Here is a 25422-nt window from a genome sequence, read left to right on the forward strand (position 1 = left end):
AAATCTTGGATTTATATTTCAATTAAGAAGTTCCTTTGATACATTGCCAGTATCGAAGAACTCCCTAAAGATCCTGACAACAAGATCATAATTTTTTGTAAGCTGACTTGCTGGCCAGTAATCTCCGAAAATTAACACTTTTTCATCTGGTTGTGTTAAATCAGTAATTGACATAACCTCATCATCTTCGTTCAAAAACGTAACCAGATAGAAACCTTTTTCCATTCTTACTTGTACTTCTGAGATTAAATAACCTTCGCAGTCTAATCTGTCGACGGTTACACAACCACTAAATAAACGAACTTTGGCTAATAAGTTAACAATATCTTCCCAGCAATCAGGCTTCTTCGTACCACCTTTTTGTGATATCGACCATGAAACAAGCAACCTATTCATCATTAGCTCCTTTTACGCGGAAGCCCTTTGTTCCTGACTGCCAATATAAGGTCCTACCAGTAGTTTCTTCAAATAATGTTAACGACTTAAGCCCTGATCTTTCAGCCATAATTTTTATATCGCTAAGACAGTATGAGCAAACTTTCTCCCCACTTACCGACATAAGCATATCTTTGCCGTTAGTCATTCCTTTTTCATAAGCTTGCTGAATTACACCTACCTCTGCATGAGCTGTTCCCATATTCCCATTGGGAAGGTTTTTATCCGGCCGCTTGTCTATCTTGGCCTGCACAACATCATTGATAAGCGTCGGTTTATTGAAATCAGCTAACTGTGAAGGTCTTATACCTTGGTTGGTGTCAGAAAACTTCACTCCATCCACATTTCCCCTGGCTACGACTTTTAGATTGGCATCAACAACTTTACTTAATTGTTTTGCCGCAGCAGAACCCAAAATTGGTGTTACCGAAGCCGCAATGATCTCCAGACCCTGCTTCGTTTCGGTGTAGCTTTCTGCGGTCTGACGATCAACCCCTTTGGTGACCATGAAATAGTTAATCATGGCATCTTTCACCTGCTGCTGATTCTGTGCATCAACACTAGTGATATCAAGGAGATTGACTATCTGCCCATACGCATCAGCGTACTGTTGGCTATATTTCGAGTTATAAGGGCCATCTTCATATCCCTCTTTTGTCGCAATGACTTTTAGTCTTGCACCTGCACACGCTGAGCTACCCGCATTACCATTACCGCAGGCATCAATAACGTCTTTATCGCTGGAAATATCTTTTTCAATCAACGCATCATATTTCTGCTGCGCCTTTTCGCGCTCTGCCGGATCTTTACTGTTTTTAAGCGTCTGTTTTGCTATCTCAAGCTCTGTCTTTTCAGACACGCTAAGATAGTTATTCTCCACCGCATTCTTCCCTGCACTGGCCCCTGTCGCCGCACCAGCCGTATTTCCCCCGGCAATCCCGCCAGCTATGCCCGCTGAAACAGATGCCAGCGTACTCACGGTCTGCTTCTGCTCTTCCGTCAGCTTCGACGGGTCTGTGTCCGGATAGAACTGTCTGGCGATAGCTGTCGCAATCAGTTCGCCGGATGCGGCTCCCACAGCGCCCGCTGCGGCACTGTTGCCCTGAAGGGCTGCGGTTACGCCGCCGAGGATGGCATGGGCAATCGCTTTTGCCGCCGTATCGTCATCAATGCCTGCATGATGGCCGATGATGTTCGCCAACTCCGGCGCTGATGCCCCCGCCAGCGCACCCGCAATATTGCCGCCCGCCAGTCCCTGCAGCGCTGCTGTGGCCGCCTGGATGCCGCGCTGCATGGCGCTGCCGGTTCCGTAGGTCACCATCACGTTTTTGTATGCCTGGGTATCACGCAGTTTCGCAAGATAGTTCTGGCGCTCTTTTTCTGTCGCATTTGCGGGGAGTGTTGCGCCGGTTTCTTTCTGGGCCGCCTTCAGCCCGTTAAGATCACCCTGCGTCCTGGCAATATCCGCCACCTGGCTGCCAATTTCGCTGATCATTCCAACTGCGTTCAGGCGGTTCTGCTCTTTCTCCTTGTCGAAGATCGGGCTGATGCTGTCGTTGGCATGTTCGGTGTCGCGGCTCAGATCGGCCACGTCCTGCTTCTGGTTTGCCTTGTCGCGGATGGTGAGGGAGCCCTCCGCCACAGCGGCCTGCGTGGTGCCCTCCTTATGGCCTTTATTACCCGCAGCGGAGATCATGCCGCCCGGCAGGTTGCCCTGGAATTTATCCCCGAAGCTGCCGCCGCCGCTCAGGCTGATACCGGAGTGCGAGGTTTTAAAGTCCGCTTCGTTGTGGATATCGCTGAAGCCCAGCGTCCCGGTATCGACGCTGTTTTTGTCCGGTGTGGCGGTAGAGGCGATAACCGCGCCATCAAGCTGGGTGTGATGCCCCACGGTGATATCGAAGCCGCCGTCCCCGGCATACAGCCCGGTTTGTTCGGCCACGGAATCAAAGCGGCTCTTCATCTTGTCCTGGCTGGCGTTGATATAGCCTGAACCGGACATGGTGCCGAAGGTGAAGCTGCCCCCCGCAGCAACGCTGGTCTGCTTGCTGTCGTAGTCGCTGTTGTTCTGCTGGCTGCGCATCAGCAGGTCGTGACCAACATCTGCCACGATTTTATTGCCGTTAACCTGAGCGCCATCAAGCACGGTGTCGTGCCCGCTTTTTAGGATGACGTTTTTGCCGCTGTCGATGGTGGTTTCGGTCCAGTCGGTACCGTTACCTTTATCCTTGCCGTGCGCGGCGTTGACGTTGGCAAACACGCTGATACCCGCACCGTTGCCGCCGGCACCGATGCTCACGCCAATGCCGCCACCGCTGCTGCTGTTCTTGCCGCTGGTTTTTTGGGTATTCGCCGCGCCGGACAGCAGAATGTCGTTCTGTGCATCCAGCGTGGTGTCGCCCCCGGCTTTCAGCTGGCTGCCCGCAATCACGATGTCGCCGCTGTTCGCGCCTTTGTTTTTACCGTTCGCGGTGATGGCAAGATTGTTGCCTGCGTTCAGCGTGCTGCCTGCCACCGCATCACTCTCAGCATGCTGCTGTGATTTCGACTTCTGGGTCGTCAGCGAGAGGCTCACACCCATTGCGTTCGGGTCACCGGTGGTTGCCGCCATATCCGCTGCCTGCCCGGCCTGCACGCCGGACAGCACCGTTTTGGTGGCCTGAAGGGCTTTCAGACGGCCATCACTTTGCTCTTTGGTCTCCTGCGCCGCGCTCACGGCATTGTTAATAGCGCTACCGACGGTGCCGGAGAGCGCCACGGTGAGTCCGCTTTTCTTCTGCTCGAAGGTTTCATCCCGGGTGCGCTTGTCGTGCCCCGGCTCGATGATGACGCTGTCGCCGCTGAGGCTTAAATCTTTCCCGGCGATAAGATCCGCGCCGCCGATGTGGGCCTGGTTTCCTGCAGAAATCGCGACGTTACCCCCCGTCGAGCCCACCGTACTGAAGCTCTGACTCTGGGTGGTGCCCTTCTCACGGAGATCGTGCGTGCTTTTGCTGCTGCCGATGGTGAAACCAATCCCGCCCGAGCCCATCAGGCCGGATTTTTTCTCTTCCTTAAAGCGCCAGGAGGTATCGCTGTTCGTGGCCGCCACAATATCGACGTTGTTGCCCGCCTTAAGCTTCACGTCGCCATCGCCCGCCACGGCGGATCCGTTCACCAGCAGGTTATTGCCCGCAACGACCTGCACGTTATCGCCGCTCAGCAATGAGCCGGATTCACGCGTCGCGCTGTTCTCCTCGATGGTGTGGGTGGTTTTCTTGCTGAGGAAACCTTTTTTGGTTTTGGCCTGCTCTTTGTAGTGATAATCGCTTTCGGTTGCGGTATTGAGAGTGACGTCGCGGCCCGCCGCCACGCCGATATCGCCCTTCGCCGTCACCTGCGCGGCTTCGGTGGTGACATCGCGCCCCGCGAGGATCTGGGTATTCGCCCCGCTGGCGATCTCGGTTCCCTGCTGGCGTACCGATTCGTTGATGACGGTTTTCTTGCCTGACTTATAGCTATCGCCCTGCGTGGTCTCTTCCGCAGCCAGATTCACGTCGCGACCCGCCTGCAGCCCGACGCTTTTCTCCGCCGCCAGCGCGGCGGCCTGCGCGTTGATATCCTGCCCGGCCTTCAGCACCAGGTTATCGCCTGCGGAAATCGTGGTGCGAGCGAGTCTGGTGCTGTGGGATTCGCTTTTCCCTTTACGGCTGCTTTCGCTGATCTGTACCGCGTTCATATTGAGATCGTTGCCCGCGTTCAGCAGCATATCGCCGCCGGAGGTCAGGTTTGCCCCGGTAACGGTGATGTTTTTCCACGCCTCAAGCGACAGGCTATCCTGTGCGGTAATGGACGCCGTGTTGCCCAGCTGGGTGTCTTTCAGGCCGATCGTGCCGTACTTCCCTCCGGCGTTGATATCAATCTGTTCAACCTGGGTCAGGTTGTTGATGCTGCCGTCCAGGCTCTCCAGCGCGACCGTTTTGCCGCTGATGGTGGAGCTGATGTTATTGATATCGCCGATGGCGCTCAGGTTCAGGTCGCCGCCCGCTTTCATCAGGCCGTTGTTGAGGTTGCTGATGCTGTTCTGGCTGTCGAGCGTCAGGCTGTTTTTCGCCAGCAGCGAGCTGCCGCTGTTGGTGATGTCGCCGCCCTTCAGGGTGACGTTGTTGCCCGCGATTACGCTGCCGTTATTGACGGTAACGTCCTTCGGCGACAGGTAGAGTTTCGGCACCATCACGGTTTCGCCGTTGACGGTGGCTTTCTCCCACCACAGCAGGCTGTGGTCGAGCGCGGCAATCTGATCGGCGGTCAGCGAGACGCCAAACTGCAGGCCCAGCGACTGCTGCGCCGCCGCCGCGTTATCCATCAGATAGCGCATCTGATCCAGATCGGAACCGATGCCGTTCAGGTAGCGGTTACCGGTCTGGTTGAGCACCACGTTGGAGACATAGCGAGTATCGAACGCCGCATCACCGAGGAAGCGGTAATCGTAATCCGGGTTCAGGTTGAGACGGCCGAGCATGTAAGACGAGCCGAGGAACTGCTTCTCGTCGGTAAACGCCAGCCGCGTCTCCTGTGGCACCGTGGACGACGGTTTGACCCCGAGCATTGCGTTCAGGTCGGCAAACAGGGCGGGATCAAGCTGTCCGAGACCGTTCAGTTTCGGGTTGATGCTGATCAGGTACGGGCTTTTCGGGTTATCGGAGAAGACGAAATAGCCGTTGTTGCCCGAGGGAAGCGGGTAAGCGCTGGTATCGACGCGCTGGCCCTGATAATGCCCGACGGCGCCGCCCTGAGCGGTTCTGAGATCGGCGGTGGTGACCCCGGCGTTCGCCAGTGCGCCCAGCTGGCCGAGGTTCGCGTTGCCTTTCTGCGTGGTGCCAATGTTGCTGAGAGGCGTGCCGGACGCGCCGCCGTTTTCCAGCGCGCCGCCGCCGTTAAGCTGCTGCAGCGCACCCTGGAGCTGATCGTTCCACTGCGGCGAGTTCACCGCCACGGTGCCGGTATTGCTCAGCCCCTGTTTTTGTACGCCGCTGCCGACGCTCTGGTTGCTGAGGGTGTTCAGCGACGGTGTGGAGATAACGTTGCTGACGCCACCTGCATTGGCGGTGGTATTAGTGTTGCTGATATTGCTGGTAAAGTTTGCATTAACGTTACCGCCGGCTTGTATAACAGCGCGGTAAACAGGGCCATCAGGAATAGAACCTGAAGAACTCTTAGGCCTGTAAACAACCGTAGGGAAATCACCATCGGAGCCTGACATAGTGGATAATTGGTAAACAATTTCACTGGAGCTTTTACCAGACTGGTAACTTTGATTATTTAACTGATTTCCGGAAATATTGATATTGCCAGTTGCTAGCATATTACTGGCCTGATTAATAAGCTCATTGCTGGAAATATTCAAATCTTTTCCTGCAGAAAGTCTCCCTGCGGTACCTTGCGTGTGTATAGTTACATTTTCTTCCGGTCCGTTACTGAGTACAACTTCATCGGGTATAAGATCAATATGCATCTTAACTTCAATGTAAGGACCTTTACTGTCCTCCCCGAAATGGGCATTGGAAGGTAATTGTTTATTTAAGTCCCCTGAATTAGTCGGACTACTGCTTTCTGTTTTTACATCAAAAACTTCGTAATGATTAAAAAAACGATTAGTTTTAATTGTAATATCGCCATTCTGCGTCTCAATATTCCCAGACGTATTCACCACCTGGCTGTTCGCATTCCCTGCCGCATCTCGCTGCATCCACAGGTTATTCCCCGCCATGATGTCGCCGCGCTGGTTGGTGATGCTGTCGGCAAACAGCGCCAGATTATTCGCCGCGTACAGCAGCGCGGTGTTGACGATGGCGCCCGGCGCGCTCAGGGTCAGCGAGCCGCGCGTGCCGGTGAAGCCGTCCACGGTAATATTGCTCCGGCTGGCCACGGTGATGTCACCTCCGCCCTGCACCGAGCCCGCGGCGTTCAGCGCCACGCTGCTGCCGGAGAGTGTACTCGCGCCGCCGCCAGTGGTGATTTGTCCGTTGTTGCTGAGCTGCCCGCCCGCATTCAGGTTGACCGCCTGCCCCTGCAACACGCTGCGGTTATCGATATCGCCGCCGCTGTTGATGGTCAGGGTTCTGCCTGCCGCCACGGCGGTCCGGCTGGTAAACGCGTTCGTCAGCTGCAGCGTTAAGTCCCCCAGGGACACCAGCTGGCCGGTAAGGTCCAGCCCCCGGCTCTGCAGCCACAGGTTGCCGCCGCTCAGCAGCTTGCCGCCCGCGCTCTGGGTTACCTGGTCCGCGCCAATATTCAGCTGCGTGTTGCCGAGCAGCGTGCCGCTGTTGTTCAGCTGGCTGTAGTTAACCGTTAGCTGTCCCGCCTGGGTGGTGCCCTGGCTGGCGAAATTGGTGCCGGTCAGGGTGGCGCGATCGGCCACCCACGTGCCGCCGTTGGTAGAGTTTGCCGCATTCAGGATCAGGTCGGTGGCCTGCAGCCAGCCGGTGCCCGTGAACTGCGGCGTGCCGAGCGTCAGGCGCGCGCCGGAAAGCAGCCTGCCGTCGTTACGCGCCTGCGAGGAGGCGGTCACGCGCGTCTCGCCGCCGCCCTGGATAAGGCCGTAGTTAAACAGCGCGGGCGTGGTCAGCGTCAGCGCATCGCGGCTGACGATTTCGCCTCCGCTGTTGTTGGTCAGCGTCCCGCTGAGGGCCAGCGTCGCGCCGTTATCGCCCTGCAGACGTCCGTTGTTGGTGAGCGCCCCGGTGGTGATGCCGAGCGTGCCCCCCTGCACTTTGCCGTCGCTGGTGACGGAGGCCGCCGTGATGTTCAGCGCCCCGCCGGACAGCAGGGTGCCGCCAGACTGCTGGCTGACCGCGCCGGTCTGGCTAAGGGTCAGGCCATTCACGCCGCTGATGGCGCCGCTGTTGCTGAGCGTGCCGCCGGTCAGCGTCAGGTTTTTCGCCGCCCACTGGCCCTGGTTCGTCAGCGTGGCGGCCTGCAGCGTTGCCGCACCCAGCGCGGTAATCTTACTGCCCGTAGTCCCGGTGAGCGTGTCGGCCAGCGTCATCTGCAGCGCACCGGCGCTCTGCACCGCGCCGCTGTTGGTGAGCGACCGGGCGTTAAGCAGGATGTTCTGTGCCTGCCAGCTGCCGGCGTTGGTCACCGCGCCGGACGCTATCGTCAGCGCGCCCTGGGTGAGAAGCTTGCCGCCTGCGCCGTTAATCAGCTCCTGCTGCGGCACGGCCATCGCCATGCGCGCCATCAGCCGCTGCTGCCCCTGAACGGTCAGGCTCTGCAGACCGGTTAAGGTGCCCTGGTTGTTAATGCTGTTCTGATGCAGCGCGAGGGTGTTCCCCTGCACGGTGCCGCTGTTTTTAAGCGTGCTGCCGCCGAGCGTCACATCGCCCTCGCTGAGGAGCTGCCCGCGGTTATCCAGCGTCTGTGCGGTGATATCCGCCCGGCCCTGACTCATCAGCGAGCCGGTTGAGGTCAGCGTGCCGCCGGTCGTGGCCGTCAGCGTTCCCTGGCTGAGCAGAGACCCGCCGTGCGTCCAGTCGCTGGCGCGGATGTCCGCGCCGTTCCCCTGCAGCGTGCCCTGCGTGGTCAGCTGGCCTGCATCCAGCGTCAGCATGCCGCCGGAGAGGGTGCGCGAGGTCGCGCCCGTGGTCAGCGTGGTGCCGGTGAGCGCCAGGCCGTTCGTTCCCTGCATCAGCCCGCCGTTGTTCATATCGCGGGCAGTGAGGGACAGCGTACCGCCCGTGATGCGCCCCGGGTTCTCCAGGGTATCCGCGGTGAAGGCGGTCGCGCCGCCGCTCTGCAATAGTCCGGTATTCGTTAACGTCCCGCTGAGCGTGCCGCCGAGTCCCGTCTGCCCGTTCACCGTGCCGCTGTTGGTGAGGGCGGTGCCGGTCATGCCCAGCATGGCGCCCTGCAGCGTACCGGCGTTGGTCAGCTGTCCGCCCGTCAGCGTGAAGCCGCCGCCGGAGAGCCATTTACCGTTCAGCTCGTTGATAAAGCGGTCGGCGGTGGCGTTAACCGCGTTGCTGCCCTGCATCAGGCCGCTGTTGCGCAGCTCAGTACCGCCTGCGGTCAGCGTTTTGCCCGCCACCGTGCCGCTGCTGGTCAGCGTCGTCGCGTTAAGCGTGGCATCGCCGGTGGCAACGATGTTCCCCGTACTGGTCAGGGCATTGCTCAGGCCCAAATCCAGGCTCTGCGCCTGAATATCGCCCCGGTTCGTCAGGTCGCTGCCCCGCAGGGTGAACCCGCCGTTCACCAGCAGCAGACCGGCGTTATCGAGCGTGTCGAGGGATACGTCCAGAGAACTGCCGCTCACCAGCTGCCCGGTGGCGCCGTTGCTCAGCGCGCGGGTGGTCAGCGCCAGCGTGTCGTTGCCCTGAAGAATCCCGGTGTTGTTCAGCTGCGCGGCCTTCACCGTGAGCGCTTTCCCGGCCAGCTGGCCGTCGTTGAACAGCTGCGCCGCCGTCAGCGTGAACAGGTTCTGGCTGAGCAGGGCGCCCGTGTTATCCAGCCTGCCGGTCGTGGAAAGGGTCAGGCCGTCCAGCGCCTGAACGCTGCCCTGGTTATTCAGGCTCCCGGCCTCAAGCGTCGCGCTGCGCCCCTGAAGGCTGCCCGCGTTGCTGAGGGTTTGTCCGCTCAGGGTCAGGGTCTCGCCGCCCGTCACCTGGCCCTGAGGCTGGTTCGTGAAGGTGTTCCCGGACCAGGCCAGCGTGCTGCTCCCCTGAAGCAGGCCGCTGTTCTGCAGGTCACCCCGCAGGGTCAGCACTTTTGCCAGCAGCTGGCCCCGGTTATCGGTCCTGCCGGCCTGGACGTCCGCCGCCTGCTGGCTGAGCACCTTGCCGCTGTTGGTCAACGCGCCCGTCACCGCCGCAGTGATACCCGCTTCACCCAGCGCATTGCCGGTGTTGATCCACTCGCCGGTGGCCAGGTTCAGGGTGTTGCCCTGCAGCAGCCCGGCGTTGTTCAGGGTGGTGTGGTGCAGGTCGAGCGCGCCGCCGGAGAGCAGCATGCCCGCCTGCTGGTTGCTGAGCTGTGCCCCGGTCGCCGTGAGGGAATGTGTCCCCTGCAGCGTGCCGCCGTTGGTCACCGACGCGCTGTTAAACTGCGCGTCGGTACCGGCCATCAGCCCGCTGTTCGTCAGGCTGGCGGCGGTCAGCGTCAGGCCGTTCCGGGCAATCACCCGCCCGCCGGCATCGTTGCTGGCCTGGCGGGTCAGGTTCAGCAGCAGCGCGGTGGCGCTGAGCTCGCCGCTGTTGGCCAGCGTGTCGCCGTTAAGCGTCAGCGTTCCGCTGCTGCGCAGCGCGCCACGGTTAGTGAGGTCTGCCACGCCGAGCGTCAGCGCCGAGTCCCCCTCAACGGTGCCCTGGTTCTGCAGGCTGTCCGCCGTGATGTGCAGGTCGCTGGCCGCTATATTGCCCGCGTTAGAAAACGCAGTGCCGTTCAGGGTGAGCCGGTCGTCCGCCAGCAGGCGTCCGGTATCGGTGTTGGTCAGGCTGAGATAGTCGCTGCTCAGGCTGACGCCGTTGATTTCGCCCAGGTTTGTCAGCGTGTCGCCTTTCATGCGCAGCGTGCCGTCGGTGGTGATAAGCCCGCTGTTAGACAGTACCGGAACGTTCAGCGTTAAATCCTGCGTGCTGTAGACCGACCCGCCCGCGAGGTTCGTGAGTGACCCGGTCTTCAGGCCGAGCAGGGTGGTCCCCTGCAGCAGTCCGCTGTTCTCCACCGAGGCAGCGTCCAGCGCCAGCGTACCGGCAACCAGCGTACCGCTGCTGGTGATGCGCCCGGGGGCCGTCAGGGTCATGCGGTCCGCTTTTGCGACGCCGGACTGGAGGATGTTCTGTCCGCCGAGCGCGATGGCGCTGGCGGTAAGCTCTCCGCCGCTGGTCAGGTCGCCGGTCGCGTTAAAACTCAGCGTGTCACCGGTGGATTTCCCGGCGTGCGCAATCGTGCCCGCCGTCACCGACAGGGCCCCCTTCGCCGCCTGCGTGCCGTTCAGCGCGGCATTCTGCGCCTGCAGAGAGAGCCCCTGCCCGCTCTGCAGATGCGCATCCTGGCCGGTGGTCAGGTCGCCGGTGCTGACGGTTAAGGCCCCCGCCGCGTCCGTCTGCCCGTTCAGGCTGGCGCTGCGGGTCGCGGTAAGCTGTACATTGCCCTGGCTGGTGGTGCGGGACGCCTGACCGCTGGTCAGGGTGCCGGCCTGCGCCGTCAGCGCCGTCGCGCCGGACAGGGTGCCGTTCTGCTCAAGCGAGCCTGCGGTCACGCTCATCGCGCCGTCAGCCAGCAGGCTGCCGCCGTTACGCAGGGTCTGCTGCGCCGTGACGTTTGCATTGCCCTTCGCGCTCAGCGTGCCCCGCTGCTCCAGGGTACCGGCGCTTAACGCCAGGTTACCGGCGCTCTGCAGGGTGCCGTTATTGGTCACCGTCTGCCCCCTGAGGGTGACGTCGCTGCCCTGCGCCGTGCCGCCGTTCGTCAGGTCTCCTGCGTTCACGTCAAGGTGGCCTTTCGCCGCCAGCTGACCACCGTTGGACACCCTGTCGCCGGAGAGCGCAACGTCGCGCCCCGCATTCACCTGGCCCTGGTTACTGACGGTGCTGCCCGTCAGGCGGATATCGCCCGTGGCATCGGCCCGGCTCTGGCCGTCCAGCACCAGCTGCCCGCCGCTCAGGGCCAGACTCTCCCCTGCCGAGACCGCACTGCCCGTGGATGTCAGCGTACCGCCGCTGCTGAGGGTCGCGCGGGCATCGCTACCGCTGCGGGTATTCGTCAGCGTGATATCTTTTCCGGCCGCCACGCTGAGCGCGCCCTTGCTGGTGACGCTGCCGCCGCGCTGCGTCAGGCTGCCACCGGTGGACAGCGTGGTGTCGGCCTGACCCGTCAGCGTCGCATCCGCAAGCGCCATTCCCTGACTGCTCGTGACGGTCAGCGCCCCGCCCTGTGCCGACACGCCGCCGCCGCTGACGGTCAGGGTATCTTTACTGTCCAGCGTCGCCGCGCCGCGGGAGACCAGGGAGGTATTGCTGAGCGTCATCCCCTGCCCGCTGCTCACCGCAAGCGCCCCCGCGCTGTTTGTCCCGCCACCCGTCGTCTGCACTTTCCCCGCAGCGGAAAGGCGCATATCGCCCTGGCTGGCGAGCGTGCTGTTATTGAGTTCCACATCCTGCGAGCTGGTCACATTCAGCGCGCCCCCGGCCTGATGGCTGCCGTTGAGGACCACTCCCGCGCCATTCGCGGTAATCGAGCCGCTGGCCAGGCTGTTCGTGACCGTCAGTTTCCCGCCCGCATCCAGCTGAATATCGCCCTGGCGCGCGGTGAGGTTGCCGAGGTTCACCCCCACGCCCGTCTCGCTGGAGACCAGGCGGATACGGTTGGCATACATCCCGCCGAGCGCGCCGGTATCCACGGCCACCACGGGCGCGGCGCCCTCACCGGCAATCGGCCTGACGCTGCCGTCTGCGCCCACGCGGTTCGCCCCTGCCGTTACCGTCAGGTCGTTCGCATGTATCGCGGCGTTCACTTCCGTCGCGCGCGCAATGATCGACAGCGCGTCGCTCTTGCTGGCATCCAGCCCCTGGCCTTCAACCGTGATGGCGCCTTTCGTCACCTCCAGCGCCTGCAGGTTACCGCTGGCGTCGAACTGCGGTTTCCCCGTGGTCAGGGTGACGTTCGGGGTGTTGATAAATCCGCACCCGTTACAGGTAATGCCGTACGGGTTGGCCACCATAACGTTTGCTGCTTTACCGGCGACTTCCGTGTAGCCCTGCAGCTGCGAGCGGTTGGCGCCCGTGACTTCGTTGATAATGCCTTTCGCTTCCCGCCCGGCCTGCAGGTTGGGGTTGTTCTGGATAAGCCCGCCCAGCTGGGTCCGGGTTAAACGGTCCGTGCCGTTATTGAGGATAAGCCCCTCTTTGCCGACGTTATACTCACCGAACTGGTTATGCGAGATACCCGCCCCGTTGGGCGTGGCGATGTTGACGACCGGCACCCCGTTCCCCGCCCGATCGACCGTGGTCTGCCCGGTCGGCGTCAGCGCCGCCGCGACGGCAGGTGCCATCGGCTGCCAGACCATTAAGCCGCAGACAATCCAGCTGATCAGACGCTGCGAGAAACGAACGGGTGGGTGACGGGTATCCATAGTCGTAGAGTCTCTTAAAGCATGAAGGCAATGCGCCAGTTAACGCTCACATGATCCGGGCCGAGCCAGTCGGGGTAGTGCAAAGGCGTACCGACCGAAATCTGGCTGCTGTACCAGCGCCCTGCGCTGCTCAGCCCCACCGCGCCACCCCATAACGTGCCGGAGGCAAAGCGGTCCTGACGGTCTTTTTCCAGCCAGCCGCCGTCAACGGCGACCGTTGCGCTCACCGCGCCAATCACCGGAAGGGTGAAGAGGGAGTACCCCAGCTCGTTACGCCAGTAGCCGCCGTTATCCCCGGACAGGTACTGCTCTTTAAAACCGCGCACGGAGCTTTCGCCGCCGAGCGTCAGGCGCTCGGAACCGTACAGCCGATCGGGCGACCACTGGCCATAGGCGCTGGTCAGCCACCAGGCATTACGGGTAATCGGCCGCTGGAAGCTGGCGTTCAGACTCCATTTGCGGAATTCCGCGCGCGGCATATCCCCGGACTTATCTTCGTCGGTTTCGGCATTGAACCAAGGCATGCCGTGGCTCCAGGTCGGGTTGAAGGTCGCCACGCCGCCCAGCATTTTTTGCGTGTGCGTAATGCCCAGAATCAGGCTGGAGAGGTTGCGCGTGCTGCTCTGAAGCGGCGCGTCGTTGAGCCAGTTGCGACTGGAGCGCTGAACCACGCCAGCCGCAATGCCGGTTTTCACCTCCCCGTTGCGGAAGACCACCCAGGACGCGTTAACGCGGTGGGTTTTGGTATCGCCCGTGGAGAGCCAGTTGAATCCCTGGTTATTGATGGTGGTCCGGTAGTTACTCCAGGCGTAGCTGTAGTCCAGTAATCCGTAGCCAAACGGCACGCTGACGCCCGCCTGGAAATTCTGCGCATCGTACGCGCTGGCAAAATCGCTGCTGCGCCCGCCGCTGACAAACCATTTATCCGCCAGCCCCAGCATATTATTGGCGGTGAGCACGCCACTCAGCTGATCTTCGCCGGTACTCTTCTGCCCGCTATTATCCAGGCTTACGGATACACTTAAGGGAAATTCCGGTTTTGCCGTGAGATTAACGATGGAATATCCGGCCTGCGTTCCCGGAAGAATTTCAATCTGAACCGGGTCGGTACGCAAACGGTTAATTTGCTCCATGCCCTGTTCAATATCGCGTAAATTAAGGATGCCGCCCACCCGTCCCGGAAACGCCATTTTCAGCATACGCGGCGTTTCGCCTTCCAGACGGATCGCTTCCAGTCTGCCTTCCAGCACAACAATATTCAGCTGACCGCCGGAGAGATCCTGCTCGGTAAGAAAAGCGCGGCTGGTGATATATCCCCGGCTGATATACCAGTCAGAAATATGGGCGAGAAGCTCCGTTATTTTCGCCATATCCAGACAGCGGCCCTGCCACGGCGCGACAAGGGCCTGCCGATTTTTCGGGGAGATTAAGGTCGCACCGGAAAGGGTAATGGTATGAATAGTGAAACAGGGCCCGGAGCCGGTAACAGGCAGCGGTCTGGCGGGCGCAGGGCGAGGAATACTCCGCTCCAGCTCTTCACGCTGTTGCTGGTTCTGTAATAAAAGCTGCTGCTGTTGCTGTTGAATGGAATCGCGATCGGCTGGCGACAGCGGCGCAGCATTGGCGCGCGCTAAAAAAAAGACAGCCAATAAGATAGCAGCAGCATAATTTACTAATGAAATTATTCTATTTTTTATTTTGGAGCTATTCATCCATGCCACAAAAACGTCCGCAATGATTATTTTTGTAATATAAGAGCATTCTTAAGGCGAGTATATCTAATTTGCATTAGGGCACCTAAAATTAATAGTTCTTTCAGAAAAGTGAAAAGGATATTAAGAGAAAATAAGAAATTGTTTAACTCACCCTTAAATCTTGAGTTAGTCGTAATACACTAGGCATGAAGCCGAAACGTTTTTCGCCATTCTGCGGGGCTCACCCCAAAACGTGCTTTAAACTGTTGTCGCCAGGTGACGGCGGAATTAAATCCCACCAGCTCAGCCACGCGTTCAATCGGCATATTTCCGGCTTCAAGCAGGATCTGGCTGCGCCGCAGGCGCTCGGCGGTAAGCCAGTCGGCGACGCTCAATCCCGTGGCTTTAATAAAATGACGGGTCAGGGTGCGGCGGCTCATCGAAACCACCTCCGCCAGGGAGTCCAGGCTATGCGGTTCGGTGATGTGCTGCTGCAGGTAGTCAATCAGGCAGTTAATGCGTCCGTCGCGGGTATCTTTGGGTACCGGCTGGGCGATGAACTGCGCCTGCCCGCCCTCGCGGTGGGGCGGAACAATCATCCGGCGGGCAATCTGGTTGGCGACCACGCTGCCAAAGCGCTGGCGAATGATATACAGGCAGCAGTCGAGGGCAGCGGCAGTACCGGCGGAGGTGATGATATTGCCGTCATCCACGTAAAGGGCATTAATATCCAGCTGAACGTGCGGGAAGAGCGACTGAAACTGACGTTCGAACTCCCAGTGGGTGGCCGCACGTTTGCCGTCGAGGATCCCCGCCCAGGCCAGCACAAACGATCCCAGACACAGCCCGACGATTTCTGCACCGTGGTCTCTCGCCTGCACCAGGCTGTCGAGCAGCACCTGCGGCGGGCGTTCCAGAACGTGCTGCCAGTAGGGAACGACAACAATATCGGCCTGCCCAATGGCGGTAAAATCCTGCGTGGCGTTGAGAGCAAATCCGTCTTTTGAGGTAAGTAACCCCGGCGTTTCGGCGCAAATCGTCACGTTAAAGCGCTTTTCGCCGGAGACCGAATCGCCAAACAGAATGCAGGGAACGGAGTAGTGAAACGGGCTGAACCCGTCTACCGCGACAATCGCGACGTTGATTAGCGACATCTGTCTCTCCTTTCCCTTTAACGCACTCAGAATATAACGGTTTCGCCATCCTGGGGAATGCTCACTGCGTCACTCACCTGATTAGCTTCAACGTACTCACGCAGCGCGCTGCGGGTCAACAGGCAGTGGTTAATGGCCTCCATATGGCTCGCCACAATGTTGGCCTGCGGCAGCAGGAAATGAACGTTGAGCACGTCCTCCTGCCCCATAATAATGGGCCCAAAACCAATGACGTGGGCATAGCCGGCGTTCAGTACCACCACGTCCGGCTGGTGTTTTTGCAGATCGGCCGCTACCTCGTCACGCCAGACGGTATCCCCTGCAAGATAGAGCGTCTTCTCATCAGGATGACGCAGCACCACGCCACAGGCCTCGCCCAGCCGTTCTGCCAGCTCCGGCACGGCATAAGCGCGATCGGTCCCGTGCTGGCCGCCGCGGGTTTTCGTAATCTGAATATCGCCGAAGGTGGTCGCGTCGGTCATGACCGTCAGGTTGTTAAATCCCTGACTGCGTAGCAGCGCGGCGTCACGGTCGTTTTGCACGTAGATCGGTTTGTCTTTGGCGATCAGCTCCGCCGCGGCGCGATCCCAGTGATCGTCATGGGTATGGGTGACGATCACTGCGTCGGCGTCCAGCAGCGTGTTGACGTCAACGGGGAGTTCGACCGTCGGGTTACGGCGTTCGGCATACGCCGTGCCGGGGAAGCCCGGATAAGCGCCCTTTTGGGCCAGCATCGGGTCGATTAAAAGACGTTTTCCGGCGTAGGAAATAAGCTGGGTGGCGTTGCGAATGTGGGTAATGTTCATGGGCTATCCTCCTGTTGGGGTGATAAGGAGGATAGCCAGCCGTCGCAATTGACGCTGTGGGCTAAAGGGCGATTACCGATGGAATCGGGCCAAGAGAAGCAACCTGTTTTCTGTCACATCGTTTACCAGCCCGGCACTGCCCCGCCGTTAAAGATCGTCTCAGCCGCTTTTGCCACTTCAGGTGACTGATACGACTCGATAAACGCCTTCACATTCTCCGCGTCCTTGTTGTCTTCGCGCGTCACCACGATGTTCACGTACGGCGAGTTTTTGTCTTCAATAAAGACGCTGTCATGCACCGGTGACAGCCCGGTTTGCTGGATATAGGTGGTACTGATGATGGCGACATCCACTTTCGGGTCGTCCAGCACGCGCGGCAGCTGCGCCCCTTCCAGCTCCATGATTTTCAGCTGCTTAGGGTTGGCGGTAATATCCAGCGCCGTGGGCAGCAGCCCGGTGTCCGGCTTCAGGGTAATAAGTTTCTCTTTTTGCAACAGCAACAGCGCACGGCCAAGGTTGGTCGGGTCGTTTGGAATGGCAATGGTTGCCCCGTCCTTCAGGTCAGACACGGATTTGATTTTGCGGGAATAGCCGGCCATCGGGAAAACAAAGGTGTTCGCCACGGCCACCAGCTTATAGCCATGCGCCTTGTTATCTTCTTCAAGGAACGGGCGATGCTGGAAGACGTTGGCATCCAGTTCCCCCTGGTTGGTGGCATCGTTAGGCAACAGCGAGCCGCTGAAGCCCACCAGCTCCACGTCCAGGCCATATTTCTCTTTTGCCACCTTTTTGGCGACTTCCGCCACGTCCTGTTCAGCGCCGTTGATGACGCCGACTTTAATGTGTTTGGCATCGCTGCCACTTTGATCGCACCCTGCCAGCAGCAGGCCAGCCAGTACCAGAGCACCCAATCGACGTTTCACAAGACAGTTCCTTTTGCTGAATGTTTTAGTGACTATATCGACAACGAGGCGGGGAAATAAAAACCGAAAAAGAATCAATAAGAAGGATCGGTTATATGCGGGTATGGCCGGGTGGCGCTGCGCTTACCCGGCCTACGGATTCAGGGCTTAAAGGGCTTTCGCCAGATAATGCCGCTGCATGCCCGGGTACGGATAATCCTGCAAAGACATCTGCAGCTGATACCCCTGCTTTTCATAGAACGGACGCGCCTGGAAGCTGGCGGTATCGACCAGCGCGTGCTTGCAGCCTTTGCGCCTGGCTTCTTCTTCGGCCGTTTTGATGAGCTGGCTGCCGACGCCAGTTCCCCGTACGGTGTCGCTCACCCAGAGAAAGTCGATATTCAGCCAGTCGCCTTTGCGCACCCCAATGAGCCCGCCAAGCATGACGCCTTTATCGTCGCGCACGTAAACGCCAATGTCGCCGCTAAAGTTTGTCAGATCGAGAAACTGTCCGTTATACGCTCTCAGGCCGACGAGCAACTCTTCTTTTTCGGGCGCCGTAACCGCATGAGTAATACTCAGGTGCATATTTTTCTCCTTGTTATCTGTGCCGTTTCACTATCTCACACACGCATCGTGGAGAAAATTCATACTTTCGACTGGAGTCGCTACACTGAATGTAACGATATATTTCATGGGAAGCCTGTGACTTCTAAAGGGGGTTATTGATGAAAGCTGCGCACCTGGTCTGCCTGCTGGTTTGTCTGCTGTTCGCCGCGTTTGTCCATGCTCAGGAAAAGGACGATCCGGCGAAAGAGGCGCAGATTAAGCAACAGGTCCTGAAAGATATTAAGAAAACCTGTACGCCACAGAAAAAGCAGAGCGATAAGGCCTGGCAGGCGATGATTTTGTCCTCCGAGGCCAATCAGTTGCTGATCAAAAATGCCGTTACCGCCGTGAAGCGCGACAACCTGGATGCCTACTGGGCGGCGGTTGGTCAGGTGGATTGTATGGAAGATTACTGAGGGCTGGAAACGTGCTTCTCGCCGGGTGGCGGCTGCGCCTTTCCCGGCCTACACAACATGTTTAACGCTTACGCACGTCTGGAATGATCAAATCCCCGCGCAGCACATACGAACCCAGCATCTGCGTTTTCTCCGTCAGCCAGCTCACGATACGCGCCGCCATGGCATCCATAGAATATTCAATCGCCGGGATCACCGGAATACCCGGCAGGTGCAGCGATCCGGCCAGGCTAAAGACCATAATGTCGTCCGGCACGGATTTATTAAACGCCTGCAGCTGCGGGATCACCCGCTGGGCTTCCTGCTCGTCCGCCACCAGCAGAGCGTTGAAGTTCAGCGTGCTGGCGTTATTCAGCAGCTCCTGTAGCGCAACGGACGACGAGGTCGCGTCCATGAACACAAGGTTGCGATTAAAGGGCAGGAAATTTTTCTCCAGCGCGTGCTTGTAGCCGAGCAGCACCTGGTCAGCAAAACCGCTGCCGTGCGGATGGATCAGGGCAATCTGGCGTCGCCCCTGGCTGGTCAGGTAGTTACAGGCGGTTTCGGCGGCAAAGGCGTGATCGAACTGGATGCTGTTGGAATTATCAGACTCCATGCAGTCCACCAGAATGACGTTGTCCATGTCGACGTCCAGCGGGAAACGCGCGCCAATCACCAGGATGTCATCGCAAAGCCCGCAGGAGAGTTCCTCAAGAGCGTGCATCACTTCCGCTTTGCTGTGCGCGAAACGCAGCAGCAGGTGTTTTTGATGCTGGCTGAGCTGTTTTTCCAGCGCGTAGAGATAACCGGTGGTCTGGTTAATGTTTTCCTGGGCGCAAATCACCCCGATACAGCCCGTAGACTGGCTCAGCAGCGACTGGGCAATCACATTAGGCCGGTAGTTAAGCTCATCCACTGCCTTCAGAACGGCCTGACGGCTGGCTTCCTTGACGCCACGCGACCCACTCAACACTCGCGATACCGTGGCTTTAGACACCCCGGCAAGACGTGATACATCATTGATTGTCGACATCTCTTTCCCCTGGCAGGCTTACCTCGCGCCTGCAAATTCCATGACCGCTTCGGCTCACATTATAGCCAGAGCGGAGTATATCCGTTTCCGTTTTCTATGGAAACCGATTTTCCGTTTCCACTCCAAATGATGTCAAAACAGCCAAATTATGTGACCTGCATCCGGTTAATTAGCCTCATAAGTATTGGATCTTGATGGTTGTCACAGTTCTGTCTTTTATGAATGGAAACCGGTTTCCGTATCATGTCCAATCATCCTCGCAATAACTTTTTACATTTAGAGGATGGTTGTCGATGTTCAAGATTATGCTGTGCTGCTCTGCCGGGATGTCCACCAGCCTGTTGGTCAGCAAAATGGTCGATGTCGCGAAAGAACGTGGTTTGTCGGTGAAGATTGATGCGTACGGTGTTTCCGAATTTGATACGCAGTTTCCGCAATACCAGGTGGTACTTCTCGGACCGCAAGTGAAATACATGTTACAGACACTCTCAGACAAGGCGGCGACGCATGGCATTCCGGTGCAGCCCATCGACATGATGGACTACGGCATGCAGCGTGGCGATAAAGTACTGGACTTTGCTCTGTCGCTCATCGAAGCGGCACACTAAAAGGTGTTCACATGAGTTCGTTATATCAATCCATGGTTGCGGTGATTGAGCAGTCAATTACCCCGCTGGCCGCGAAGCTCGGTCAGCAAAAGTACGTGATTGCCATCCGCGACGGCTTTACCGCCGCGCTGCCGTTTATGATCATCGGCTCGTTTATGCTGGTGTTCATCTTCCCGCCGTTCTCGGCGGATACCACTAACAGCTTCGCCCGCGGCTGGCTGGATTTTTCCCAAACCTACCGCGAACAGCTGATGCTGCCGTTTAACCTCAGCATGGGCGTGATGACCTTCTTCATCTCGGTAGGGATTGGGGCGAGCCTGGGGCGTCAGTTTAACCTCGACCCGGTGATGTCCGGCCTGCTGGCCTTTATGGCCTTCCTGCTAGTCGCCGCGCCGTATGCCGACGGCAAAATCTCAACCCAGTACCTCTCCGGCCAGGGCATCTTCACCGCGCTGATCGCCGCCATTTACTCAACCCGCGTGTACGCCTGGCTGAAGCAGAACAACGTCACCATCCGCCTGCCAAAGGAAGTGCCCACCGGCGTGGCGCGTTCGTTTGAGATCCTGATCCCGGTGATGGTGGTGATCGGCACGCTGCACCCGCTGAACCTGTTCATTGAAGCGCAGACCGGGATGATTATCCCGCAGGCGATCATGCACCTGCTGGAGCCGCTGGTGTCCGCGTCTGACTCCCTGCCTGCCATTCTGCTCTCCGTGCTGCTGTGCCAGATCTTCTGGTTCGCGGGTATCCACGGCTCGCTGATTGTTACCGGCATCATGAACCCGTTCTGGATGGCGAACCTCTCGGCAAACCAGGCGGCACTGGCCGCAGGCGCGGCGCTGCCGCACGTTTATCTGCAAGGTTTCTGGGATCACTACCTGCTGATTGGCGGCGTCGGTTCCACCCTGCCGCTGGCCTTCCTGCTGCTGCGCAGCCGCGTTACCCACCTGCGCACCATCGGCAAAATGGGCGTGGTGCCAAGCTTCTTTAACATCAACGAGCCGATTCTGTTCGGCGCGCCGATCATCATGAACCCGATGCTGTTTATCCCGTTCGTGTTCGTTCCGCTGGTCAACGCCTGCCTGGCGTACGGCGCCACGAAGCTCGGCTGGCTGGCACAGGTGGTCTCGTTAACCCCGTGGACTACGCCCGCGCCGATTGGCGCCTCGTGGGCGGCGAACTGGGCGCTGAGCCCGGTGGTGATGTGCCTCGTCTGCATGGTGATGTCGGCGCTGATGTACCTGCCGTTCCTGCGCGCCTATGAGCGTACGCTGATTAAAAACGAAGAGCAGAAAGCCCAGGCTGCAGCCGTGGGTGCCGCTGAAGCCACAAGTAATTAAGTCAAAGAGGAAGGGTCATGAAATACGCATTTCCCGATAACTTCTGGTGGGGCAGCGCAAGCTCCGCTCTCCAGACGGAAGGGACACGAGAGGGTGAAACCACGTGGGACTACTGGTTTGCCCGCGAGCCGAACCGTTTTCACAACGGCGTGGGGCCGCAGCACACCTCCACGTTTTATCAGCACTGGAAAACGGACATTCAGCTGTTAAAACAGCTGAACCACAACAGCTTTCGTACCTCGATTAGCTGGGCGCGCCTGATCCCCGACGGTATCGGTGAAGTGAACCCGGACGCGGTCGATTTTTATAATCAGGTCATTGATGAGCTGAATGAACAGGGCATCACGCCGTTTATCACCCTGTTCCATTTCGACATGCCGATGGCGATGCAGGAAATTGGCGGCTGGGAAAACCGTGACGTAGTGGACGCGTACGCCCGCTATGCGCAGATTTGCTTCGAGCTGTTCGGCGACCGCGTGCTGCACTGGTTTACCTTCAACGAGCCGATCGTGCCGGTGGAAGGCGGTTATCTGTACGACTTCCACTACCCCAACGTAGTGGATTTCCGCCGGGCGGCCACCGTGGCTTATCACACGGTGCTGGCCCATGCGAAGGCGGTTCAGGCCTACCGCGCCGGGCACTACGCGGGGGAGATCGGCATCGTGTTGAACCTGACGCCGTCGTATCCGCGTTCGCAGAACCCGGCAGACGTGAAGGCGGCGCACGTTGCGGATCTGATGTTTAACCGCAGCTTCCTGGATCCGGTCCTGCGCGGCGAATACCCGGCCGATCTGGTGGCGCTGCTGAAATCTTACGACCAGCTGCCCGCCTGCAAGCCGGAAGACGGTTTCCTGATTGCGGAAGGGAAAATCGACCTGCTCGGCATTAACTACTATCAGCCGCGTCGCGTGAAGTGTCGCGACAGCGCGGTGAACCCGCAGTCGCCGTTTATGCCGGAATGGTTCTTTGATAGCTACGAGATGCCGGGCCGCAAGATGAACCCCTACCGCGGCTGGGAAATCTACGCGCCGGGTATTTACGATATTCTGATTAACCTGCGCGACAATTACGGCAACCCCCGCTGCTTTATTTCTGAAAACGGCATGGGCGTCGAAAACGAGCAACGTTTTATTGAAAATGGCCAGATTAACGATCAATACCGCATTGATTTTATATCTGAGCATTTAACGTGGCTGCATAAAGGCATAAGCGAAGAGTGTAATTGTCTTGGCTACCATATGTGGACATTTATTGATAACTGGTCGTGGTGTAATGCCTATAAAAATCGCTACGGATTTATCCAGCTCGATTTGGAGACGCAGCAGCGCACCATTAAGAAAAGCGGGGAGTGGTTTGCCGCCACCGCCTTAAATAATAGCTTTGATAAAGAGTAATGATGATGATCGCACTAGAAGAAGCCGTAATGGAAATTATCGTCAACGCCGGGCAGTCCCGCAGCCTGTGCTTTGAAGCGCTGCACGCGGCGCGCCAGGGCAACATTGACGAAGCCAAAAGCCTGCTGCGCGAAGCCGACGGCTACGCGCGTCAGGCGCACAAGATGCAGACCAAACTGATTGAGCAGGACGCGGGCGAAGCCCGCCAGCCGATGACCTTAATTATGGTGCACGCGCAGGATCATTTAATGAACTCCTTATTAGCGCGTGAATTATCCGAAGAAATTATTCATTTATATCAGAGATAGTCTATGGCGAAATAAATTACTGTAATACCTCTGTACCTAAAACTAGAAATCCACTTGTTCTGATGATAGCGACATATTCTGTCAGATCGGAGCGGGATGGTTATTGTCTGAATAAAATTAAACTATATTGAGATAACCATGAATACGATTAAAAAACTTCCATTAACTATGGCGGTTATCGCCGCGCTTTGCCCAATTTCCGTGCTCGCCCAGGAATTCACGCAGGAGCAAATCGACGCCATTGTGGCGAAAGCGGTGGATAAAGCCCTGGCCGAACGTCAGGCCAAAATGGATGCCGCCGTCGCGAAAAAAGCGGACGTGGTGACCGAGCCGCAGAGCGCGGCGCAATCCCCGGACATGGCGATTCCGTTCGGGATTAAATTTACCGGCTACGCCCGCTATGGCGCGCACTTCCAGGCCGCCGATCAGAAATATGTGGCGGTCGATGGCTCCTACAACGGCGCGTCCGCAATTGGTCGTCTGGGTAACGAAGGCAACGGCGGCGAGTTCCAGCTCTCTAAAGCCTTCAAGGGCGAAAACGGCGCCATCTGGGACATCAACGTGATGATCGACCACTGGGGCGACGAAGTTAACCTGAAAAAGGCCTACGCGGGGGTGACCAATATTATGGCCTCCAACCCGAATGCCTATTTCTGGGCCGGTCGCGACTTCCACCAGCGTCCGCAGCAGGGCATCAACGATTACTTCTGGATGAACCACGACGGCCAGGGCGCCGGGGTGAAGAACTTCGATATCGGCGGCGTGCAGTTTGACGTCGCTGCCGTGGCGGCAGTGGAATCCTGTAGCCCGGAAGTGATGGAAGACGAAGCGAACCCGTCACGCATCACCTGTACCGGCGGGTCCGGCACGGGCGACAAAGGTAACTACGCGGCCACCTCTAAAATCCACGGTATGAAGCTCGGTCCGCTGGATCTGGAGCTGTACGCCAACTACGGCTTTGATTCAAAAGCGGTGGAGAGCGATGAGCGTCTGAACGCCTGGCAGGGCGGCGTGGTGCTGAGCCACACCAACGACAGCGGCGTGAACAAGGTGATTGCCCGCTACTCCGATAACTCGGACAACAGCGTGTTCAATAAAACCGAAGACCTGACCACGGTCTACGCCAGCTTCGAAGGGCTGTACAAATTCACCCAGGCCACGCAGGTGGAGTACATCCTCGCCTTCCACGACTACGACAACAGCCGTGATAAGACCGACAACCGTAAGAACTACAACGCCATCGTGCGTCCGATGCACTGGTGGAACGACGTTCACTCCACCTGGCTGGAAGCGGGCTGGCAGCACGTGGATTACGACAACGGCGGCGATAATAAGGGCTGGAAGCTGACCCTGTCGCAGAACATGTCTATCGCCATGGGGCCAGAGTTCCGTCCGATGCTGCGCTTCTACGTGACCGGCGGCAAGGTGGATAACGCACGCACCGCGCGCGTGAATAACACCAAAGACGAGACGCTCGACGACTTCAACGTCGGCGCGATGTGGGAGGCGTGGTTCTAGTAGAGCGCCGTTTGTTTCGCCCGGCGGCGCTGCGCTTGCACGGGCCTACAAGGTTTTGTAGGCCGGGTAAGCGTAGCGCCACCCGGCAAGATCCCATGTTATGCTACAAAAAAACCAACATAACAGGGGAGAAAATGGGTTCCACACGTAAAGGGATGCTGAACGTTCTGATCGCCGCCGTTTTATGGGGCAGTTCCGGCGTTTGCGCGCAGTACATCATGGAGAAAAGCCACATTTCTTCGCCTTACCTGACCATGGTTCGCCTGCTGTTTACCGGCGTGATCCTGCTGACGCTCTCCTTCGTTCACGGCGACAAGATTTTCTCGGTCATCAAACATCGCAAAGACGCCCTCAGCCTGCTGATATTTTCACTTGTCGGCGCGCTCACCGTGCAGCTCACCTTCCTGCTGACGATTGAAAAATCCAACGCAGCGACCGCTACCGTGCTGCAGTTTCTGTCACCGACCATCATTGTGGCGTGGTTTGCCCTGGCGCGGAAAAAGCGTCCCGGCGTGTTTGTGCTGTCGGCCATCATGACGTCGCTTGTTGGCACCTTCCTGTTGGTGACCCACGGCGACCCAACCTCGCTCTCCATCTCGCCTGCCGCACTGTTCTTCGGCATCGCCTCGGCGTTTGCCGCCGCGTTTTACACCACCTATCCGTCAACGCTGATTGCCCGCTACGGCACATTGCCGATTGTCGGCTGGAGTATGTTAATTGCCGGGTTAATGCTGACGCCGTTCTACGCCGGACGCGGGACAACCTTCGTAATTGACGGCAGCCTGCTGCTGGCGTTTTTCTACCTGGTGGTGATTGGCACGGCGCTGACGTTCAGTCTGTACCTGAAAGGCGCACAGATGATCGGCGGGCCGAAGGCGAGCATTCTGAGCTGCGCCGAACCGCTGAGCAGCGCGTTGCTGTCGGTGATGTTGCTGGGCGTGGCGTTCACCCTGCCGGACTGGCTGGGAACGCTGCTGATTGTGTCGTCGGTGGTGCTGATTTCGATGGATTCAAGAAGACGGGTGAGGACATCGGCGTAGCCTGAAGTCCCCTCACCCCGGCCCTCTCCCCAAAGGGGCGAGGGTGAAAATACCGCACCGAGTAGTCCCCTCTCCCC

15 protein-coding genes are annotated in these 25422 nt (G+C 58.5%); 7 read left to right on the top strand and 8 right to left on the bottom strand.

From position 1 onward, the window contains the following. Window positions 1-18: 18 nt before the first annotated feature. From AC0TOY_RS07420 to AC0TOY_RS07450, 7 genes are all read right to left on the bottom strand, one after another. Window positions 19-396: a DUF6911 family protein gene (locus AC0TOY_RS07420; RefSeq protein ID WP_021242388.1), complete on the bottom strand. Its 378-nt coding sequence runs from the start codon at window positions 394-396 to the stop codon at window positions 19-21. Continuing rightward, on the bottom strand, window positions 389-12544 hold the full coding sequence (locus AC0TOY_RS07425) for a hemagglutinin repeat-containing protein (protein ID WP_473721664.1): 12156 nt from the start codon (window positions 12542-12544) through the stop codon (window positions 389-391). The genes AC0TOY_RS07420 and AC0TOY_RS07425 overlap by 8 nt, the downstream gene beginning before the upstream one ends. 14 nt (window positions 12545-12558) lie before the next feature. Beyond that, the gene (locus tag AC0TOY_RS07430) at window positions 12559-14256 is read right to left on the bottom strand and encodes a ShlB/FhaC/HecB family hemolysin secretion/activation protein (RefSeq protein ID WP_473721690.1); all 1698 of its coding nucleotides are present in this window, start codon (window positions 14254-14256) and stop codon (window positions 12559-12561) included. A gap of 182 nt (window positions 14257-14438) precedes the next feature. Then, window positions 14439-15392, bottom strand: coding sequence for a helix-turn-helix domain-containing protein (locus AC0TOY_RS07435; RefSeq protein ID WP_248166104.1), 954 nt, complete (start codon window positions 15390-15392; stop codon window positions 14439-14441). Between the two features lie 26 nt (window positions 15393-15418). Then, on the bottom strand, window positions 15419-16198 hold the full coding sequence (locus tag AC0TOY_RS07440) for an MBL fold metallo-hydrolase (RefSeq protein ID WP_248166103.1): 780 nt from the start codon (window positions 16196-16198) through the stop codon (window positions 15419-15421). Window positions 16199-16320: 122 nt separating this feature from the next. Then, complete coding sequence (gene nlpA, locus AC0TOY_RS07445) at window positions 16321-17121, bottom strand: lipoprotein NlpA (protein WP_370884579.1); 801 nt, start codon at window positions 17119-17121, stop codon at window positions 16321-16323. 147 nt (window positions 17122-17268) lie between these two features. Continuing rightward, entirely contained in the window at window positions 17269-17688 is a 420-nt protein-coding gene (locus tag AC0TOY_RS07450; protein WP_473721665.1) for a GNAT family N-acetyltransferase, read from the bottom strand. Between the two features lie 140 nt (window positions 17689-17828). Between AC0TOY_RS07450 and AC0TOY_RS07455 the strand changes: the two genes are divergently transcribed. Then, window positions 17829-18125: a YicS family protein gene (locus AC0TOY_RS07455; protein WP_061716244.1), complete on the top strand. Its 297-nt coding sequence runs from the start codon at window positions 17829-17831 to the stop codon at window positions 18123-18125. Window positions 18126-18186: 61 nt separating this feature from the next. Here AC0TOY_RS07455 and AC0TOY_RS07460 read toward each other — a convergent pair whose 3' ends face one another. Then, on the bottom strand, window positions 18187-19137 hold the full coding sequence (locus tag AC0TOY_RS07460) for a LacI family DNA-binding transcriptional regulator (RefSeq protein WP_023293714.1): 951 nt from the start codon (window positions 19135-19137) through the stop codon (window positions 18187-18189). Between the two features lie 293 nt (window positions 19138-19430). Here AC0TOY_RS07460 and AC0TOY_RS07465 point away from each other — a divergent pair, with 293 nt between their 5' ends. The 6 genes from AC0TOY_RS07465 to AC0TOY_RS07490 all read left to right on the top strand — a co-directional run bounded on the left by AC0TOY_RS07465 (window position 19431) and on the right by AC0TOY_RS07490 (window position 25345). Next, entirely contained in the window at window positions 19431-19745 is a 315-nt protein-coding gene (locus AC0TOY_RS07465; protein ID WP_021242703.1) for a PTS sugar transporter subunit IIB, read from the top strand. Window positions 19746-19756: 11 nt separating this feature from the next. Next, a complete protein-coding gene (locus AC0TOY_RS07470; protein WP_031275290.1) occupies window positions 19757-21085 on the top strand; it encodes a PTS sugar transporter subunit IIC in 1329 nt (442 codons plus the stop codon). A gap of 17 nt (window positions 21086-21102) precedes the next feature. Next, window positions 21103-22479: a glycoside hydrolase family 1 protein gene (locus AC0TOY_RS07475; protein WP_032654357.1), complete on the top strand. Its 1377-nt coding sequence runs from the start codon at window positions 21103-21105 to the stop codon at window positions 22477-22479. A gap of 5 nt (window positions 22480-22484) precedes the next feature. Continuing rightward, window positions 22485-22787, top strand: coding sequence for a PTS lactose/cellobiose transporter subunit IIA (locus AC0TOY_RS07480; protein ID WP_008500136.1), 303 nt, complete (start codon window positions 22485-22487; stop codon window positions 22785-22787). A gap of 138 nt (window positions 22788-22925) precedes the next feature. Then, on the top strand, window positions 22926-24305 hold the full coding sequence (locus AC0TOY_RS07485) for a carbohydrate porin (protein WP_023326394.1): 1380 nt from the start codon (window positions 22926-22928) through the stop codon (window positions 24303-24305). A gap of 134 nt (window positions 24306-24439) precedes the next feature. After that, a complete protein-coding gene (locus AC0TOY_RS07490; RefSeq protein WP_473721666.1) occupies window positions 24440-25345 on the top strand; it encodes a DMT family transporter in 906 nt (301 codons plus the stop codon). Window positions 25346-25422 lie beyond the last annotated feature (77 nt).

This window comes from Enterobacter sp. PL_is379, assembly GCF_055817355.1.

Coding starts and splice junctions, on each gene's coding strand:
- AC0TOY_RS07430 (WP_473721690.1), bottom strand. CDS start 14,256: ATGAATAGCTCCAAAATAAAAAATAGAATAATTTCATTAGTAAATTAT.
- AC0TOY_RS07465 (WP_021242703.1), top strand. CDS start 19,431: ATGTTCAAGATTATGCTGTGCTGCTCTGCCGGGATGTCCACCAGCCTG.
- AC0TOY_RS07455 (WP_061716244.1), top strand. CDS start 17,829: ATGAAAGCTGCGCACCTGGTCTGCCTGCTGGTTTGTCTGCTGTTCGCC.
- AC0TOY_RS07425 (WP_473721664.1), bottom strand. CDS start 12,544: ATGGATACCCGTCACCCACCCGTTCGTTTCTCGCAGCGTCTGATCAGC.
- AC0TOY_RS07490 (WP_473721666.1), top strand. CDS start 24,440: ATGGGTTCCACACGTAAAGGGATGCTGAACGTTCTGATCGCCGCCGTT.
- AC0TOY_RS07470 (WP_031275290.1), top strand. CDS start 19,757: ATGAGTTCGTTATATCAATCCATGGTTGCGGTGATTGAGCAGTCAATT.
- AC0TOY_RS07475 (WP_032654357.1), top strand. CDS start 21,103: ATGAAATACGCATTTCCCGATAACTTCTGGTGGGGCAGCGCAAGCTCC.
- AC0TOY_RS07480 (WP_008500136.1), top strand. CDS start 22,485: ATGATCGCACTAGAAGAAGCCGTAATGGAAATTATCGTCAACGCCGGG.
- AC0TOY_RS07460 (WP_023293714.1), bottom strand. CDS start 19,137: ATGTCGACAATCAATGATGTATCACGTCTTGCCGGGGTGTCTAAAGCC.
- AC0TOY_RS07420 (WP_021242388.1), bottom strand. CDS start 396: ATGAATAGGTTGCTTGTTTCATGGTCGATATCACAAAAAGGTGGTACG.
- AC0TOY_RS07485 (WP_023326394.1), top strand. CDS start 22,926: ATGAATACGATTAAAAAACTTCCATTAACTATGGCGGTTATCGCCGCG.
- AC0TOY_RS07450 (WP_473721665.1), bottom strand. CDS start 17,688: ATGCACCTGAGTATTACTCATGCGGTTACGGCGCCCGAAAAAGAAGAG.
- AC0TOY_RS07440 (WP_248166103.1), bottom strand. CDS start 16,198: ATGAACATTACCCACATTCGCAACGCCACCCAGCTTATTTCCTACGCC.
- AC0TOY_RS07435 (WP_248166104.1), bottom strand. CDS start 15,392: ATGTCGCTAATCAACGTCGCGATTGTCGCGGTAGACGGGTTCAGCCCG.